The 17,234-nt window shown below is 63.9% G+C and carries 16 protein-coding genes; 6 read left to right on the top strand and 10 right to left on the bottom strand.

Annotated features, from left to right (window positions below; all coding sequences use genetic code 11):
* Window positions 1–394: 394 nt before the first annotated feature.
* On the top strand, window positions 395–697 hold the full coding sequence (locus R5R73_RS11850) for an MTH1187 family thiamine-binding protein (RefSeq protein WP_110634517.1): 303 nt from the start codon (window positions 395–397) through the stop codon (window positions 695–697).
* A 72-nt stretch (window positions 698–769) separates the two neighbouring features.
* Here the strand turns inward: R5R73_RS11850 and R5R73_RS11845 are convergent, their stop codons facing one another.
* Window positions 770–1,150, bottom strand: a complete 381-nt coding sequence (locus R5R73_RS11845; protein ID WP_087718990.1) for a hypothetical protein — start codon at window positions 1,148–1,150, stop codon at window positions 770–772.
* Window positions 1,151–1,295: 145 nt separating this feature from the next.
* Window positions 1,296–2,204: a LysR family transcriptional regulator ArgP gene (locus tag R5R73_RS11840; RefSeq protein WP_322527627.1), complete on the bottom strand. Its 909-nt coding sequence runs from the start codon at window positions 2,202–2,204 to the stop codon at window positions 1,296–1,298.
* A 92-nt stretch (window positions 2,205–2,296) separates the two neighbouring features.
* Between R5R73_RS11840 and R5R73_RS11835 the strand changes: the two genes are divergently transcribed.
* Complete coding sequence (locus tag R5R73_RS11835) at window positions 2,297–2,920, top strand: LysE/ArgO family amino acid transporter (protein WP_322527626.1); 624 nt, start codon at window positions 2,297–2,299, stop codon at window positions 2,918–2,920.
* Between the two features lie 28 nt (window positions 2,921–2,948).
* Here the strand turns inward: R5R73_RS11835 and R5R73_RS11830 are convergent, their stop codons facing one another.
* Entirely contained in the window at window positions 2,949–4,316 is a 1,368-nt protein-coding gene (locus R5R73_RS11830) for a TrkH family potassium uptake protein (protein ID WP_322527625.1), read from the bottom strand.
* A gap of 46 nt (window positions 4,317–4,362) precedes the next feature.
* Window positions 4,363–5,019, bottom strand: a complete 657-nt coding sequence (locus R5R73_RS11825; protein WP_322527624.1) for a TrkA family potassium uptake protein — start codon at window positions 5,017–5,019, stop codon at window positions 4,363–4,365.
* Between the two features lie 260 nt (window positions 5,020–5,279).
* Between R5R73_RS11825 and R5R73_RS11820 the strand changes: the two genes are divergently transcribed.
* On the top strand, window positions 5,280–6,725 hold the full coding sequence (locus R5R73_RS11820; RefSeq protein ID WP_322527623.1) for a sodium-dependent transporter: 1,446 nt from the start codon (window positions 5,280–5,282) through the stop codon (window positions 6,723–6,725).
* 176 nt (window positions 6,726–6,901) lie between these two features.
* On the opposite strand, the gene R5R73_RS11815 is transcribed toward R5R73_RS11820, so the two are convergent.
* Window positions 6,902–7,723 (bottom strand): SIMPL domain-containing protein, encoded by an 822-nt coding sequence (locus tag R5R73_RS11815; protein WP_071232170.1) that lies wholly within the window; start codon window positions 7,721–7,723, stop codon window positions 6,902–6,904.
* 136 nt (window positions 7,724–7,859) lie between these two features.
* On the opposite strand from R5R73_RS11815, the gene R5R73_RS11810 reads away from it, so the two are divergent.
* Window positions 7,860–8,789 (top strand): cobalamin-binding protein, encoded by a 930-nt coding sequence (locus R5R73_RS11810; RefSeq protein ID WP_322527622.1) that lies wholly within the window; start codon window positions 7,860–7,862, stop codon window positions 8,787–8,789.
* Window positions 8,790–9,195: 406 nt separating this feature from the next.
* On the opposite strand, the gene cobO is transcribed toward R5R73_RS11810, so the two are convergent.
* From cobO to R5R73_RS11790, 4 genes are all read right to left on the bottom strand, one after another.
* Entirely contained in the window at window positions 9,196–9,795 is a 600-nt protein-coding gene (gene cobO, locus R5R73_RS11805) for a cob(I)yrinic acid a,c-diamide adenosyltransferase (protein ID WP_322527621.1), read from the bottom strand.
* 55 nt (window positions 9,796–9,850) lie between these two features.
* The gene (locus R5R73_RS11800) at window positions 9,851–10,159 is read right to left on the bottom strand and encodes a winged helix-turn-helix domain-containing protein (RefSeq protein WP_322527620.1); all 309 of its coding nucleotides are present in this window, start codon (window positions 10,157–10,159) and stop codon (window positions 9,851–9,853) included.
* Between the two features lie 87 nt (window positions 10,160–10,246).
* The gene (locus R5R73_RS11795) at window positions 10,247–11,236 is read right to left on the bottom strand and encodes an NAD-dependent epimerase/dehydratase family protein (protein ID WP_322527619.1); all 990 of its coding nucleotides are present in this window, start codon (window positions 11,234–11,236) and stop codon (window positions 10,247–10,249) included.
* A 241-nt stretch (window positions 11,237–11,477) separates the two neighbouring features.
* Window positions 11,478–13,100 carry an ArnT family glycosyltransferase gene (locus R5R73_RS11790; protein WP_322527618.1) on the bottom strand — a complete coding sequence of 541 codons (1,623 nt, stop codon included), beginning with the start codon at window positions 13,098–13,100 and terminating at the stop codon, window positions 11,478–11,480.
* Between the two features lie 226 nt (window positions 13,101–13,326).
* Between R5R73_RS11790 and R5R73_RS11785 the strand changes: the two genes are divergently transcribed.
* Together R5R73_RS11785 and R5R73_RS11780 are read left to right on the top strand one after the other, a co-directional pair.
* Complete coding sequence (locus R5R73_RS11785) at window positions 13,327–13,989, top strand: response regulator transcription factor (protein ID WP_071232175.1); 663 nt, start codon at window positions 13,327–13,329, stop codon at window positions 13,987–13,989.
* Window positions 13,986–15,386, top strand: coding sequence for an ATP-binding protein (locus tag R5R73_RS11780; protein ID WP_322527617.1), 1,401 nt, complete (start codon window positions 13,986–13,988; stop codon window positions 15,384–15,386). Before R5R73_RS11785 ends, R5R73_RS11780 begins: the two co-directional genes overlap by 4 nt.
* 85 nt (window positions 15,387–15,471) lie before the next feature.
* Here the strand turns inward: R5R73_RS11780 and R5R73_RS11775 are convergent, their stop codons facing one another.
* Entirely contained in the window at window positions 15,472–17,229 is a 1,758-nt protein-coding gene (locus tag R5R73_RS11775; protein WP_322527616.1) for a glycosyltransferase family 39 protein, read from the bottom strand.
* Window positions 17,230–17,234: the final 5 nt, after the last annotated feature.

The raw sequence follows: 17,234 nt of genomic DNA, 5'->3' as shown, positions 1-17,234 counted from the left end.
GTACCCTGGCCATCCGGCGCTATCACTCCGGTTGAACGGCGAAAAACGACCCGTTGACTTGCGGGTTCGACCGCGCTGACGCATTTGTTCGGTCATTTTCCACTCGATTGAAAACAGTCCGAAGAGTCAAGCCATGGCCTGGAAACGTGACGCTCCACTGTCCCTGTTCCCTATTGTTAGACGACTTCATCAGCGTTGATACATTGCGTGCTAACGGCTTTACCGTCAATAAGCCTAGCGCTATTGGCGCAATAGTCTAGGCTCGGTCATGCCTTTCCAGACGATTGGCGTTCGATGGCCTCTTTTGGCTCGTCTAACGACTCACAGTGAACCTTAGGCCAAAATATGCATAGTTGATGTCGATCAAGTTGAAAAATCGACACAGGAGGGAAAAATGCACGTCATCGTTGATCTATGTGTCGTTCCTTTGGGGGTCGGCGTCTCGGTGTCGCCCTATGTGGCAGAGTGCCAGCGCGTGATCGAGGCTTCCGGGCTTCATTATCGAATGCATGCTTACGGCACCAATATCGAAGGCCCTTGGGACGAGGTGATGGCCGTCGTCAAGGCCTGCCACGAGGAGGTGCATGCCATGGGCGCGCCGAGAATTACCACGACGCTGAAGATGGGAACCCGCACGGATCGGGAGCAGCGCATGGATGACAAGGTCGAGAGCGTGGAAAACCTGCGCCGAGCGTAGCGTAGAAAGCCCCGGCGGTCGTTTGACCGGCGGGGCTCGATGATCTTGTCTGGTTGGGAACTGGGTCAGAATTCAGCGACAGCGGATCGTCCAGGTGGCCTTGTAACCATCTCCTTCTTGCGTGGCGGCCTGAAGTTCGGTGTCTTCGTCGACGGTCGCGCCTTCGAGCTGGTCGTTGGCATTGGCCGCCTTGCTGGCGCCGTCTTTCGGTCCCATCATGTCCTGTTCGACGATCACGAACTCGTCACGATCCTGAGACTCGCATTGTTCCAGGGCGCGCTCCTTGGCGTTGGCCAGTGCCTCGTCCTGATCATCGCCCAAACCGGTCACGACATAATCGGTAGTGTCCTTCTCGATCGAACTGCTGTCGCTGGCGCAGCCGGCAAGGGCGCCTAGTGTAAGCAGTCCGGCCAGGGCCATCCATACCGGGGTTCTGGTGGCTGTCTGCATCATGTCACTCACTCCTTGTGTCGTGGTTTCCCGCATTCATGGTGGCATCGTCCATTTGACTTGCCATTCATTCTAGACCGTGCCTGCTGATCTTCAAGTCATTGGTTATCAAGAGGAATCCTGTCGCCATTGTGCGACGAGGGCGTTTTCAGCCAACGGCAGCCGACGACGCTTCCGGGGCTATCAGCCAATTGTCGCCAGCGGAAACGAGGTGGGCCGTGAGCGCATCGAGCAGTTCGCCGCCATGGCGCCAGAAGTGCCAGTACAGCGGCACGTCCAGCGGGCGCTGCGGATCGAGGTCGACCAGCTCGCCTCGAGCCAGTCCATCGGCTCCCTGGCACTCGGGGATCAAGGCATAGCCGATACCGGCAAGCACCATGTGGAGCACGCCTTCCGACGAGGGGCACAGGTGATGCGGGAACGGATCCTTGAAGCCATGGAAATCGAGATAGCGTTGGTGCAGACGATCGTCCGGGCCGTAGAGAATGGCGGGCGTCAGCTCCAGCGCCTGATGAGTCACACCCTCGGCGAAATGGCGATCGACAAACTGGGGGCTGGCCATGACCCGATACCGCATGGCCCCGAGCGCGCGAGCGCGGGCGCCCTGTACCGGACGTGCGGTGGCGCAGATGCAGCCGGCCACCTCGCCGTCACGCATGCGGCGTAGCGCCACTTCCTGATCGTCCACGACCAGGTCGAGCAGGACGCCGCGGCGATGGCAGAAGTCACCTAGCGTCGGCGCCCACCATGTCGCCAGGCTATCGGCATTGATCGCCAGCCGGAGGCGCTGCCTGCCTTCGCCGAGTGCCGGAATCCTGTCGAGAAGATCATGCTCCAGCAGACGCACCTGCTGAGCGTGATTCAGCAGCCGCTGGCCCAGCGGGGTAGGCATTAACCGGGGCGTACGAACCACTACCGGTTGGCCCAGTCTCGCTTCCAGCAACTTGATGCGCTGGGAGACTGCCGACTGGGTCAGATTGAGTTGCTGCGCGCCGCGGTCGAATCCACCCTGATCGACGATGGCAGCCAAGGCCTCCAGAAGTTTGTAGTCCAGCATCAAATTTTCTAATGCCTCATTAGCATGTTCATTTTTATTAATAGTCGATTTCTCGGCATGATGCGAACCGCTGCCTTTTCGAGATCACGATAGTGGGAAATTCTCTTCTTCACGGCCTGTTGATCGGCGCCAGCTTGATCGTGGCCATCGGCGCGCAGAATGCGTTCGTCCTGCGCCAGGGCCTGCGCCGCGAGCACGGCTGGCTGGTGGCGGGGATCTGTGCGGTCTGCGATCTGCTGCTGGTCGCATCCGGGGTGGCGGGGATCGGGCCGCTGATCACTTCAAGCGCCGTGGTCTTGCTGCTGGCGCGATGGGGCGGCGTGGCCTGGCTCGTATGGCAGGCGCTGGTGGCGTTCAAGCGCGTCGCCCGCCCTGAGTCCATCGCGTTGGCCATGAACCATGTGCCCGAGACCGGCGTAAGCCTGGCAAGCGCAAAGCCAGTGGTGATCGCGACGCTGGGCGTGACGCTGCTCAACCCGCATGTCTATCTGGATACGGTCGTGATGCTGGGCATCATCGGCGGCCAGCAGTCCAGTCCGGCGGGATTCGTGGCCGGGGCATCGCTGGCTTCGCTGATCTGGTTCTTCGGGCTGGTGGGGTTGGCTCACTGGCTGTCGCCGCGGCTGCAGGACCCGCGCTGGTGGCAGGGCATCGATATCACGGTCGGGGCGATCATGCTGCTGATCGCCTGGCAACTCGCCACGCGAGCGCTGTGAACGCGGTCTCGAGCGTCTGAATCCATCATTAGCCGATCTGAATTTCACCCTTGGCGTAGCGCACGCCCTTCGCCTGGCGAGTGGCGAGGAAATAGCCCACCGAGAGCGGCCCGACACGACCCAGCAGCATCGTCAGGCCCAGCAGGAATTGCCCGGGTAGCGAGATGTCGCTGGTGATGCCGCGGGACAGCCCCACGGTGCCGAAAGCGGAAACCGTCTCGAAGGCCAGATCGAGGAACGAATGGTCACCGTCGGTGATGGTAAGGCCGAACAGCGTCAGGACGACCAGCAAAACCCCGGCCAGCGCGACGGTGATCGCCTTGATCACGGTTTCCTGAGTCATCGAGCGGCCGAAGGCCGTGGGGTGTTCGGTATTGCGGTAGAACGCCCGGGCGGTCAGCAACAGCACGACGAACGTGGTGATCTTGATGCCGCTGGCGGTGGAGCTCGAACCGCCACCGATGAACATCAGCAGCATGACGAGGAGGGTGGAGGCATCAGTGAGCGAGCCGATCTCCAGCGTGTTGAAGCCGGCCGTACGCGGCGTGACGGCCTGGAACCAGGCCGCCTGCACCTTGGTGAAGAGGTCGCCCAGCCCGCCGAGGGTGGCGGGATTGGACCACTCCAGCCCGAGCAGCATCGTGGTGGCGATCACGTTGAGCCAGAACGTGGCCAGCAGCACGACCTTGGTCTGCATGGCCAGGCGCGACCAGCGGCGGTGGCGATAAAGATCGCTCACCACCACGAAGCCGAGGCCGCCGACGATGAACATCAGCGTCACCGCGCCGTTGACCAGTGGGCTGCCCGCTTCCTGAATCAGGCTATCGGTAAAGGTCGAGAAGCCGGCGTTGTTGAATGCGGAAACGGCGTGGAAGAGACTGTGCCACAGGCCTGCCTTCAGTCCGTACTCGGGGACCCAGTGCCACGCCAGCAACAGCGTGCCGACGCTCTCGGTGAGCAACGCGAAGGCGACGACCAGCTTGATCAGATCGCGGATGTCGCTGAAGGCGATCTCGCCCAGCGCCTCGCGGACGAGATTCTGCTGACTCAACGGCAGACGCGTTCCCAGCAGCAGGACCGTGAGGGCGGCGAAGGTCATGAATCCCAGGCCACCGATCTGGATCATCACCAGCACCACCAGCTGGCCGACGAACGTCAGGTCCTGGCCGATATCGATCACGCTGAGGCCGGTGACGGTGACCGCGGAGGTCGCCGTGAACAGCGCTTCGTGCCAGGCCAGGGAGTGCGTTGCACTACCGGGTAGCCAGAGCAGCAGCGCGCCGAGAGCGCAGAGCAGGGCAAAGCCGATCAGCAGGATTTCCGGCGGCGACAGCCGAATGACCCCGCCATGAGGCGAGCGGCGAAAAGGTTGTTTCAGGCGTTGCCAGCGTCTCACGAGGGCAGCTCCGAACCGGGATCGGAGTGGGTGGGCATCGGGGAATTCATATCTGCTTGCCGATCTCGCGCAGGGCCTGCAGATCGCCCATCAGGATCAGGCTGTCGCCGGTCTGCAGCGGGGTCTCGTCGGAAGGATTGCGGAGCACCTCCTGGCCACGCTTGATGGCAATCAGAAACAGCGCATCGCGATCGAGCGAGAGACTGGCGACACTGGTGGCGTTTTCGAGCAGGCGTTTGGTGGTCTCGATCTCGACGATGAACTGGCGTTCGCCCAGTCGAATGAAATCGACCATGGCATGGTAGTTGAGACTCTCCGCCACCCGCACACCGACATCGTATTCCGGATAGACCACGCGATCGGCACCGAGGCGCTTGAGCAGTTTGTAGTGGGAATCCGAGTCCGCCTTGGCCCATATCTCCTTCGCGCCCAGCTCCTTGACGTGGAGCGTGCAGATCACGCTGGTCTCGACATCGTCGTCGACAGCGATGACGACGACATCGTAGGCGTCCAGCGAGAGCTCGCCCAGCGCCTTGTCGTCGGTGAGATCGGCGATCACGGCATGATCGAGGACATCCGAGAAAGCGTCGACTCGGGTGTCGTCCGAGTCGACGCCCAGCACCTGGTTCTGGTGGCGCTTCAGTTCGCGCGCGACGGTACTGCCGAAATAGCCCAACCCCAGAATGGCGAAGTGCCGGGACATCGGAATCTCCTTGCGAAGCTCTGCCTGGAATGAAACATCCACCGAACGGGTTGGATCATCGTCGTGTGCCAAGCTTTGCACAAGCCCCGGCATCGCACCAACCATGAGGCGGTCGCGCATAGGCCTCGTCGACGCTACAATCCCCCGCCGCATTGCCCGTCATCGGGACACCTCCGCCCGTCATGGGCGACTCTTTGCGCCGGATCCGGGCTTGATAGGGCCTGACTCGATCAGGCCTTCCACTGGAACGACGAGGAAGCATGACCGCAATCGCATCACCCAAGAACCTGTGGCTGGGACGCTGGGGCTTCGTCCTGGCGGCGACCGGCTCTTCGGTAGGCCTGGGCAACATCTGGAAGTTCCCCTACATGACCGGCGAGTATGGCGGCGGGGCGTTCGTCATGGTCTATCTGCTGTGCATCGCCGCCATCGGCGTGCCGGTGATGATGACCGAGATTGCGCTGGGGCGACGCGGGCGGGGCAGCCCGATCGACGCCATCCGCCGGGTGGCGAGAGAATCCGGGCGCAGCGGCCTGTGGTCGGGGCTCGGCTGGATGGCGATGCTGTGCGGCTTCATGATCCTGTCGTTCTATGTCGTGGTCGCCGGCTGGGCGGTCTCCTATCTGTGGAAGTCGCTCAGCGGCGGCCTGAGTGCCGATAGTGTCGAAGGCATGGCGGCGATCTTCGGCGCCAACAACGCCAATCCCTGGAACCTGGGGTTCTGGAGCACGCTGGTCACGCTGGCGACGATGGCGATCGTGGGACTGGGCGTGCAGGCGGGTATCGAACGCAGCGTGCGCTGGATGATGCCGGGGCTGGTGATCATGCTGGTGATCATGATCGTCTATGCGTTCTTTTCCGGCAGCTTCGGGGCCGGGGTGCATTTCCTGTTCGCCTTCGATCCCGGCAAGCTCACCGGACAGGCGGTACTGGCCGCGATGGGGCATGCCTTCTTCACCCTGTCGCTGGCCTCCGGCGCCATTCTGACTTACGGCGCCTACCTGCCGGCCGGCCAGTCCATCGGTCGTACCACGCTGATGGTCGCCATCTGCGATACGCTGGTGGCATTGATGGCCGGGCTGGCGATCTTCCCGGTGATCTTCGCCAACGGCATGGACCCGGCTTCCGGCCCCGGCCTGATCTTCATGAGCCTGCCGCTGGCGTTCCAGCAGATGCCGCTGGGTGGCGTGATCGAGACGATCTTCTTCTTGATGCTCACCTTGGCGGCGCTGACATCCGCCATCTCGATGATCGAAGCCACGGTCGCGTGGCTGAACGAAAGCCATGGAGTATCGCGTGCCAGGGCAGCCTGGGGCGTCGGTATCCTGTTGTGGGTGGTGAGCACCCTCGCCATGCTGTCGTTCAACGTCGGCGCGGACTGGAAACTGGCGGGGCGCCACTTCTTCGACTGGCTCGACTTCCTGACCTCGCGCTTCCTGATGCCGCTGGGCGGGCTGGGAACCGCGCTACTGGCCGGATTCGTGTTGCGGCGGGAGAGCCTCGAGGAAGAGCTGGGGCTGCCTTCGGCGGTTCACGCGCTGTGGCGATTCGCGATCCGCTATGTCTGCCCGCTGGCCATCGTGGTGGTATTCCTGGACGCGCTCGGCGCCCTGGGGGCCGGGTTCGACTGGCGCTGGATCGCCGCCATTCTCGCCCTGGCGCTGGTGGGGGAGATCGTGCTCGGTCGCGCAATGCGGCGGGCATGAGTTCCGTTTAGCCGTCTGTGGCGTCAAAAAGGGGAGCGCGAGGGTTCTCCCTCGCAATGACGCGCGAAAGGTTGGTTAACACTCGGTCAGTAGTCAGCTGGCTCTGCTTGAATGTATTACTGGATAAAGGGATTTGTAACGGCTTCGGGCGGGCTTCAGCGCCCGCCCGAACGACATCAGTCGTCGATTTCCCAGATCACGCTGACGCCCGCATCGATACTGATCTCGCCACTGCGATACTCGGCCGAGCTGCCGCTGCTGTCGGCCTCGGCGGCGCGCATCATCATTTGCGGCTGATAGCGGGGCGCGGTGGTCTCCTGGATATTGACGACGTCGCCCAGATCCACGTCCAGCGTCTTCGCCATCATCCTGGCCTTCTGGCGCGCCCGCTCGAGGGCCTGCTCGAGCGCTCGGTCGTCGGCGGCGTTGCTGTCCTGCAGCCCGTAGCTGACACCGTCGAGGGAATCGACACCGGCGGCGGTCAGGGCGTCGAGCACGCGCGGCAGCCGGTCGAGCTCGTTCAGCGTCAACGACACCGAGCGTTCGACCTGGGTGCGTACCTTCGGCGGCGCATTGTCATCGCCCCGGCTGGCGGTCTGCACATAGTCGGGGCGCACGCTGAGCGAGCCGGCGCGGATCTGCTTGCTGTCGACACCGGCGTTTTCCAGCGTCCGTATCAGCTCGCCGGTGCGGGATTCGAGCCGGTCCCGCGCTTCCTTGATGGCGTCGCTGTTGCCCGATGTTTCCTCTCCCTGGACCTGGGCGGGCGTTCGCTCCCACAGCCGGGCATTCAGCGTCGCCTGGTCCGGCGCGACATCGATCGTCGCGTTGGCCTGAACCTGAATCTGACGCGGTGTCTTGTCGGCGAGTGCCGGCGTGGCGAGCGTGAGCGTCGCCAGCGCGCCGGCCAGACCCAGGCCGATGGCGCGGCCGAGCGCGCCATGGCGTTTCAACGGCCGGGCGGCAACCCGTGAGTGGTTGAGCGTGGAGAGAGACATGGCATTTCCTCTGTCGAGAAACCGGTATCGAGAAGCGTCGTTCGCGCGGAGGCGAACGTTGCATGGACGCCTGCAGCGCCATTCGGTTCCCATGCTATGCTCGCCTGCGCCATGAACCCAACCCGCCGAGTCGATGATGCGCTGTCTTTCCCTATTGCCGAGCCGCTCGAAATCCGCCGCCGGTCCTCGGTCGCCAGGTTCGTTGCTGGCGGTCTTGCTGGCTCTGGCCGGCTGGCCGCTCGTCTGCGTCGCAGCCGGTGACGCCGATGCCATCAGCGTCGAGGACGACAGCGGTCATACCGTGACGCTGGCGCAGCCGGCCGAGCGCATCATCGCGCTGGCGCCGCATCTGGTGGAATCGAGCTACGCCGTTGGCGCCGGCAACCAGCTGGTCGGCGTCATCGACGGCAGCGACTTCCCGCCGGCGGCGCGGCAGATCGATCGTGTCGGCAGCTATCGCGGCATTCCGCTCGAACTGATCGTCGCCAAACGGCCCGATCTCGTGCTCGCCTGGGGAAGCGGCACGCCAGCGTCGCTGGTCGAGCAGTTGGAGCGGCTGGATATTCCCGTCTATCGCAGCGAGCCGCGCCGGCTCGGCGAGATCGCGGATGAACTGCGGGATATCGGCCGGCTCACCGGACACGCCGCGAAAGGGGAGCGCGCCGCGCAGCGTTTCGAGGCGGCGCTGGACGAGACCGCCCAACCGCTCTCGCCGCCGCCGCGGGTGTTCTATCAGTTGGGGCAGTCTCCGCTGACCACGCTGGCGGGCGGCCAGATCGTGACTCAGGTCATTCGTCATTGCGGTGGAGTGCCACTGTTCGACGACGCTCCGGTGCTGGTCCCGCAGATCGGCTGGGAATCGCTGATCGAGGCGCAGCCGCAGGTGATTCTGGCAGCGGGCAACGACGATGGCTGGCAGGCCTTCTGGGCCAGCCACGACGAGCTGCCGGCGGTACGCGACGGCGCGCTCTACACACTGGAACCGGACGCCATCAGCCGCCCCGGGCCGCGCATGATCGAAGGCGTGCGCGAGGTATGTCGAGCACTTGCTGAGGCGAGCCGCTAGGGTCTGTTGACGTTTCAGCGCGAACCGCGTTGCTGCGCCAAATGGCGCCAGGCCAGGCGCGGGATACAGAGAAGGGTGGTTCCCTTTTCCAATCCCGCAACGCCGCATGGCGCCATTTGCCGTGCAACCCGAAGGGCCGGGCCAGTTTTTGCACGGTGCTGCGTTATTCGTCGTTCATTTGGAATGACCAAACTACGCTCCTCACGCCTTGCCCCGCACAAAAACTGGCTCCGGCGCGGCCGTGCATGAAACGTCAACAGACCCTAGCCGACGAGTCGATAGCCGAAACGGAACTATTGGCCGCGTTTCATAGCTCGTGGCCCTTGGTCCTTAGCTCTTGGCACGCGGCTCGCAGCTCGCAGCTCGCAGCTCGCAGCTCGTGGCTCGTGGCTCATGACTCGTGGCTTTAATAGTCGATGCCGCGACGCGCTTGAATTCCCGCATTGAAGGCGTGCCGGGTCTCTTGCATCTCGGTGACGGTATCCGCCATCTCGACAAGCTCGCGGTGCGCATTGCGCCCGGTGACGATGACGCTCTGCTCCGGCGGACGGTTGGCGATGGCGCGCCTGACCGTTTCGAACTCCAGATAGCCGAACTTGAGCATGTAGGTGAGCTCGTCGAGCACCACCAGATAGAGGTCGGGATCGGCGAGCATCCGCTCGGCTTCCCGCCACACTTCTAGACAGGCCGCGGTGTCGCTGTCGCGGTTCTGGGTCTCCCAGGTGAAGCCCGTGGCCATCACATGGACTTCGAGACTGGGATCGTCGATCAGCCGGTCGCGCTCGCCGCACTCCCACAATCCCTTGATGAACTGGATCACGCCGACACGGTAGCCGTAACCCAGCGCGCGGGTGACGGTGCCCCACGCCGCCGTGGTCTTGCCCTTGCCGTTGCCGGTGAAGATCAGCAGCAGGCCACGCTGCTCGGTGGCGGCGGCGATCTTCTCGTCGACGTGAGATTTGAGTTTCTGCATGGCTTGCTGGTGACGCTGCTGGCGATCACTCATGGGCGAGCTCCAAACGGTATCGAATGTCTTGCTGGATGGTGCGAAAAGGGCCGACTCAGGCCCCGGGAAGCGGATAACCCAGGGCTTCGGCGATCTCGCCGGCGTGGCGTTCCACCCAGGCCGACGAGATCGGCCCCCAGTCGCGGATCACGTAGCGCCCGATCTGGTGACGCTCGCCCTCGGACTGCTCGAATTCGCAGCGGATATCGAGCTCGCCCAGCGCCGTCAGGGTGTCCTGGGCGGTACGGCGCGGCATGCCGCTGATCTCGACGATGGCCGGCACGCTCGCGGCGAGGCCAGCGTCGATCAGGTGGGCGATGTAAAGGCGGCGGTAGAAGCTGGTACGGGTCTTGCTCAGGGGCATGCGTGGGCTCGTCGAATGGGCGGCAGTGGCCAGATGCTACGCCAATGCGGCCCGTTCGACGACCGTTGGCCGCATGCGGGTCGCCTCTCAGTCGGCCATCGCCTCCAGCATGAGCTCGCGATAGTCGAGCAGCCAGGCAACGAAGCGGTCGATGCCCCGCTCGAGCGATACCTGGGGCGTGTAGTCGATGATCGACTGCAGCTTGCGAGTATCCGCCCAGGTGCGCTCGACATCGCCAGGCTGCATCTGCTTGAAGTGCCGAGTGGCAGTGATGCCCAGACGCTTTTCCAGCGTGTCGACGAAGTCGAGCAGGGCAATCGGCTTGCCGCGGCCCAGGTTGTAGATCTCGTGCGGTGCCGAACGATCCGGGCCGGGGCTGGGCGCGTGGGGCAGCAGCCGGACGATGCATTCGACGACATCGTCGATGTAGGTGAAGTCTCTCGCCATGCGGCCGTGGTTGAAGATCGAGATCGGCTCGCCGCGCAGCAGGCTGGCGGCAAACAGGCAGGGCGCCATGTCCGGTCGCCCCCACGGGCCGTAGACGGTGAAGAAGCGCATGCCGGTGGCCGGCAAATGGTGCAGGTCGGCGTAGCTGTAGGCCATCATCTCGTTGGCGCGCTTGGTCGCGGCGTAGATCGAGGCCGGCTGGTCCACGGAGTCCGTTTCCCGGAATGGCAGCGTCTTCTGGCGGCCGTAGACCGAACTGGAGGAAGCGTAGAGCAGATGCTCGACCCCATGGCGCTTGCAGACGTCGAGCAGATTGAGGAATCCCGTCAGGTTGCTGCGGCCGTACTCGTGAGGGTGATCGACGGAATGGCGCACGCCGGCCTGCGCTGCCAGATTGACGACGTGCGTGAAACCCTCGCGCGCGAAAAGCGCGTCCAGTGACGCCAGATCCGCGATATCCAGGCGGTGAAAGGGGACGCCCGTTAGCCGATCCACGCGCGCCTGCTTGAGCGAGACGGCGTAGTAGTCATTGAGATTGTCGAGCGCGACGACCTCGTGACCATCGCGAGCGAGGCGGTTGGTCAGGTGGAAGCCGATGAATCCGGCGGCGCCGGTGACGAGTATTTTCATGCCAGTTTCTATCCTTAAACGAACCTTCACCGCTTTTATCTTGAGCGAACCTTCATTGCTTTAGGTTTTGTCTGAAAAGTCGTCGAGCGCAGGTCAGACAAGGCAAAAATCGGCGAAAACGGACCGGGCTGGCGTACCAGTTTACGCGGTGTAAATGAGTACTTTGAGCCGATTTTTAACGCCGTATGGCCGAGCGCAGGCAGTTTTCAGACAAAGCCTAGCCGCGGGTGACGATGGAATGTCATCCATCACACGCGGGTATCCGGGAATCCAGCGCTAGTGCCCTGACGGGGACGATATCCAGCTTGCCTCCACGATAATCGAAGACGTGAGCAGCGCCATCGTTGGCGATCAATGAACGAAGATCGCGGTCGCGGCCCACGATCCAGCCCGTGGGCGTCCGATGCCTGAATTCGCACAGCTCCGCAGGGTCACCGCTCAATGTGACGAGCGGCTTTTTCAAACGGCCTGCAAACTGGAAGGTCGCCTGGTAGCCGTCGCCATTGAAAGCAACGGGCACGCCATCGAGTTCCAGTCGGGCGAGTAACTGACTGGCCGCACTGACGTCGTATCGGCTCCAGAGGGGAGCCAGCATCAGCTGGGTGGCGATCAGCACGGCGATACCTGTGCCGAGGGCGAGTCCTCGAGCCGCCTCGGCACCGCCATGCCAGCGCTGGCGCCAGAGAATAACGGCGAAGGCGATCAGTACCAGAATGCCGAAGGGCGACACCATCGAACGGGCCACGGCATCGGCACCGAAAACTCCCAGCCCCAGGGCTACCACACCGAGCACGACGATGGCCGCCGCTGCCAGACGGGGGCGAAGGACTTGCCGAGGGTCGATACGGCCAAGGCCGTCCATGACGAGCAGCGCCAGCGCCGGCAATAGTGGCATCAGGTAGTGGATCTGCTTGCCGCTGATCAGCGAAAAGATCAGCAGTGGTCCGGCCAGCCAGATCCAGGCCAGGCGTTGATGCCGATATGTCGGGAGCCGCCACCAGGCGCCAGGCGACAACGACCAGGGAAACGCCAGCAGAGCAAGCCAGGGCAGATACCACCAGGTGGGTCTGGCATGAGCCATGGCGTGCTGCAGGCGATCGACGCTCTGGCCCCAGAGCAGGTCCTGGGCATAGTCGCGCCCGCCGATCCAGGCGGCAGGTAGCGCCCAGGCCGCCAGCATGGCGATGCCCAGCATCAGGACCAGGGCAAGGTGGCGCCGGCCCGACGGCCCCAGTGGGGCGGCTCGCCATAGCGGAATCGTCAGCAGGATCGGGCCGAGCGTCACGAAGGCGGCCGGACCCTTGGCGAGCAGGGCCAGCCCCAGCCAGAGCCCGCTGATCGATGCCTTGCGCAGGGTGAACTCACCCGCGATCAGAGGGGAGATGGTGCCCAGCAGGCAAGCACTCAACAGCACATCGAACATCAGGGCGCCGCTGTAGAGCTGCCACATCAGCATGGCGCTCAGCACCATGGGTGCCAGCCGTGCCTGGCTGCCGGCGTAGCCCAGACGACGGGCGATACGGTAGAGATGCATCATCGCGACCAGCGATGCCAGCGGCGAGATCAGCTTTGGCCACCAGTCGTTGACCCCGAACAGCGACCAGCCGGACTGGATCAGCCAGAACAGCAGCGGTGGCTTGTCGGCATAGGCTTCGCCGTTCATCAGCGGCAGCCAGAAGGCGTGGGCGTTCCACATCTCCCAGGCGACCGAGACGTAGCGGGTCTCGTCGATGGGTGTCAGCGGCCTGGCCAGGGCGCTGGCGAGCGCCATTGCCCAGAGCAGGGCGATGACGAAGGTATCCCGGTATCTGGCTTCCCACTGCAGGAGCGATAGAGTGTGCGAGAGTCTGCGGGTGGTGATCATCAGATCGCGCCCCAAGATGGCTGAGGGAGGCTACTTTGATGGCGTTCCCTTAACGAAACATTATCGGGAACGGAAGGCGATCGGCGGCCAGCCTGGCGCTGGGCGCCGGTGGCATGCATGAGGCGCAAGGCGCGATAAGAAACCGTTAAGGTGGGTATGTCTCAATAGGATCGAATGGGCGAGTTCCTGTCGAGCTCCCTGGTGGAAAACGAAGACGGAAACCGCAATGCGCGTATTGTTGGTGGAAGACGACCCCCTGCTGGGGGACGGTATCCGGACCGCTCTGATCCGGGAAGGTTACGTGGTGGACTGGCTGATGAAGGGGCGCGAAGCACTGGAGGCGGTGCGTGTCGAGCCATTCTCGCTGGTCGTTCTCGATCTGGGCCTGCCGGATATCGATGGTCTGGACGTACTCAGAAGCATCCGGCGCCAGCATCCGCTACCGGTATTGATCCTGACGGCGCGGGATGCGGTCGAGCAGCGGATCGCCGGGCTGGATGCCGGGGCCGACGACTACGTGCTCAAGCCCTTCGACCTGCAGGAGCTGCTGGCGCGAATGCGGGTCGTGACACGGCGTGCCGAGGGCCGCTCGACCCAGTTGCTGTCGATCGGGCAATTGACCATCGACGAATCGCAACATGAAGTCAGTTGGAAGGGCAACGCGATCACCCTGGGACGCCGGGAGTTCGCCCTGCTGCTCGAATTGGCCAGAAACAGCGACAAGGTCATGTCGCGGCCCAAACTGGAAAGCCTGCTTTACGGCTGGGGAGAAGAGGTCGGTTCCAATGCGCTGGAAGTCCATGTCCACCACCTGCGCCGCAAGCTGGACAAGCATTTGATCGCCACCGTCCGCGGGATTGGTTATCGATTGGACAGCCGCGCGGCATGACATCGATTCGCCGCTACCTCAACTATATGCTCATTGGGGTCCTGCTGGTGGTCATGGCGCTGGCGGTGACCGCCGCCTACCTGATTACGCGCCACGAGATGGAAGAGATCTTCGATGCCCAGCTCAGCCTGCAGGCACGGGTAGTCGCGGCACTGGTCGATGTCGATACGACACCACAGGAGTATCGGGCGGTCGCCGAGAAACTGTCGCAACCGGGGCATTTCGCCCACTGGTATGGCGAGACCGACAATCCCATTTCGCAGGTTGCCAAGCCGAAGCTCTACGACCACGAAGAGCGAATGCTGTCGCTGGGCTTCTGGGATGCCGACCGTCAGCCCATGTTGATGGGGGCACGCTGGGATGCCCGGGACGAGGAATTCCCCCCACCCGAGAAGGAGGGGCACCGCTGGGTCGGCTACGATGGCCATCGCTGGCGTGTGTTCAGCATGCCGATCGATGGTGGGCGCTGGATCAGCGTGGGCCTGCGCGAGTCGTTCCAGGATGAACTTTCCAACAAGGTCGCCTGGGGCAACTTCGTACCGCTGCTGCTGGCGCTGCCGATCCTGATCTGGCTGATTGCCAGGCTGATCCGGCGCGGGCTGGAGCCGATCGACCACCTTTCCCGCCAGGTTCAGACCCGAGATGAAAGAGATCTCAGCCCGATCCGCGTGGGAGTGCCGCAAGAGTTGCAGCCACTGCGCGGGGCGCTCAACGATTTCATCGAGCGGCTGGGTCAGACGCTCGAGCGCGAGCGGCGCTTTACCGCCGATGCCGCGCACGAGCTGAGAACCCCGCTGGCGGCGATGAAGATCCACCTCGACAACGCCCGCTACGGCGAGCCCAGCGCGCTGGACAAGGCCTACAACGGCATCGAGCGCCTGCAGCGAGTGGTCGAGCAACTGCTGTTGCTGGCGCGCCTGGATATCCACCAGGAGCGCCCGGCGCCGGAGACGGTTCAACTGCCGGCACTGGTCATGGACTTGGCCGCCGATCTCTGGCCGCTGGCCGAATCCCGACAGCAGACGCTGGATATCGTCGAAGGCGAGCCGGTAAACGTCGTCGGCAATGCCACCGAGCTGGGGATTCTGATCCGCAATCTGATGGACAATGCGCTGCGCTATACCCCGGCGGGGGGAGAGGTGAGTGTGGCGGTGGGTATCGAGAACCGACATCCCTGGCTGACCATCGACGATTCCGGCCCGGGGATCCCGGAACGGCTGCTCGAGGCCGTGACGCAGCGCTTCCAGCGGGCTTCCGACCAGCGCATCAGCGGCAGCGGGCTGGGGCTGTCAATCGCCTCCGAGATTGCCGAGCGGCAGCGCTTGACGATGACGCTTGCCAACCGCGAGAGCGGCGGCTTGCGGGTTCGGCTGGACTGGCTCGATCCCGTCGTTTGACCGGTGTGATCAGCTCGCTGGCGTGACCGATTCCTCCAGCGAGCTTTTTCCTGCATTCCTTTCGCTTTTCTTACACCCGTTTCTCTTATACCCGAGGCGCGCTGCCGGTCTCGTCCGGCAGGGTCGTCGGCGCCACGAAGAGCGGCGCTGCCGTTTCGTCTCCCCGGCACTCGCCGACGGCGGTGGCCGGCACCAGCCACCAGGCGTCCCCGTTCTGGATGCCCATGTCGTGAATCCGGGTTTGGTCGATACAGGCGTAGTCCTCGGCCTGGCGTTTCATCGCGAACATCCAGCGGCTATCGTCCTGCTGCAGCCACGCGAAAGCGCGCAGGAACTGATCGCGGGCCGGCGTCTTGTCGCCGAACTGGATGCTGGGCTGGCGCGACTGCAGCAGAAACTCCTCGTCGTAGTCCGGCATCGCCAGCCAGGCTCCGGCACCGGTGATCGATTCGACCTCGGCCATCATGTCGCGAGGCGAGCGGGCGTGATCCTGCAGGGCATAGCCCCAGGTCGACCAGCTGACCCAGAACACCACCAGCCAACTCGTCAGCGCCCACAGTCCACGGCGGGGCCGCATGACGACCAATAGCCCAACGGCGATGATGCCGATGACGATCCACCACGCCCAGGGCGATACGGCATGACGCTCGGCGAGCCTGGCCAGTGTGGGCAGGCCGGCGAGACCCAGGATACCGGCGATCAACAAGAGGCCACCCAGCAAGGCCAGCAGGCCGAACCCCAGCCAGTGCAGGCGCTTCCTGGAGATCAGGCCGGGCAGCAGCGGCGCCATCGCCACCACCAGCAGCGGCACGGTCGGCAGCATGTAGACGCCGCGTTTTCCGGGCGACAGCGAGAAGAAGATCACGATCAGGACGACCGAACTGAGCGGAAGCCAGATCCGTGCATCGGATCGCCGCAACCGGCGCCACCAGGCCGGGATCGCCCAGGGAAGGGCCAGCGTCAGCGGCATCCAGGCCCAGGGCAGCACCTTGACCAGATAGTAGTACCAGGGCTCGAGATGCGCCCAGGAGTCGGCATAGCGCTGGCCGGTCTGCTTGAACAGGATATTGTCCCGGTAGGCGGCCAGTGACGGGTCGTCTCCCCAGGTCGCCATGATGACCATCGGCACGGCCCAGGCGGCCACGCACAGCAGCATGATGCCGATGCCCTGAATGGCATCCTTGAGCGTGATGCGTGTGATGTGTCCGCGAGCGTTCTTGCGAAAATCGCCGAGATAGCTCATCCATAGCCAGGCCGGCAGCAGCGTCAACGGCAGGATGCCGACGCCCTTGGTGATGATGCCGAGCCCCATCGCCGCCCAGCCGATCGACCACCAGCATCGGTCCGGCCCCAGCAGCGCGTGGCGCTGCAATCCGTAGGATGCCAGCGTGGTGCAGAAGGTCAGCATCATGTCGATCTGGGCGGTCTTGGCCTGCAGCACGAACTGGAACGCCGTCAGCAGTGCCAGGCCGGACAACAGCGCGACGCGCCGGCCGTGGAGACGCCGACACAGATCGACGACCAGCAACAGCGTGCCGACGCCGGCCAGCGTCGTCGGGATCAGGAATCCCCAGCGCACGGAGCCGGTGAGCCAGATACTCAGGGCCGAAGCCCACATGAACACCGGCGGCTTGTCGGGATAGAGCTCGCCGCCGCGATGCGGGAACCAGAATTGCCCGGTGCGCAGCATTTCCAGCGCGTTCAGGGCAAAGCGCGGCTCATCGGCCGGCCACGGATCGCGCAGGCCGATGCCGATGCCCAGCAGCACCACGGTGAACAGCAGCAACAGTAGCCAGGCACGCCGATAGCGTGCCTGTGATGGATCGGTCAGGAAGCGTCGCATGGAAA

Source organism: Salinicola sp. LHM (assembly GCF_034479735.1).
Lineage (GTDB): Bacteria > Pseudomonadota > Gammaproteobacteria > Pseudomonadales > Halomonadaceae > Salinicola > Salinicola salarius.
The sequence above is the reverse complement of the archived record's forward strand: the minus strand, read 5'-3'. Positions and strand labels throughout refer to the sequence as shown.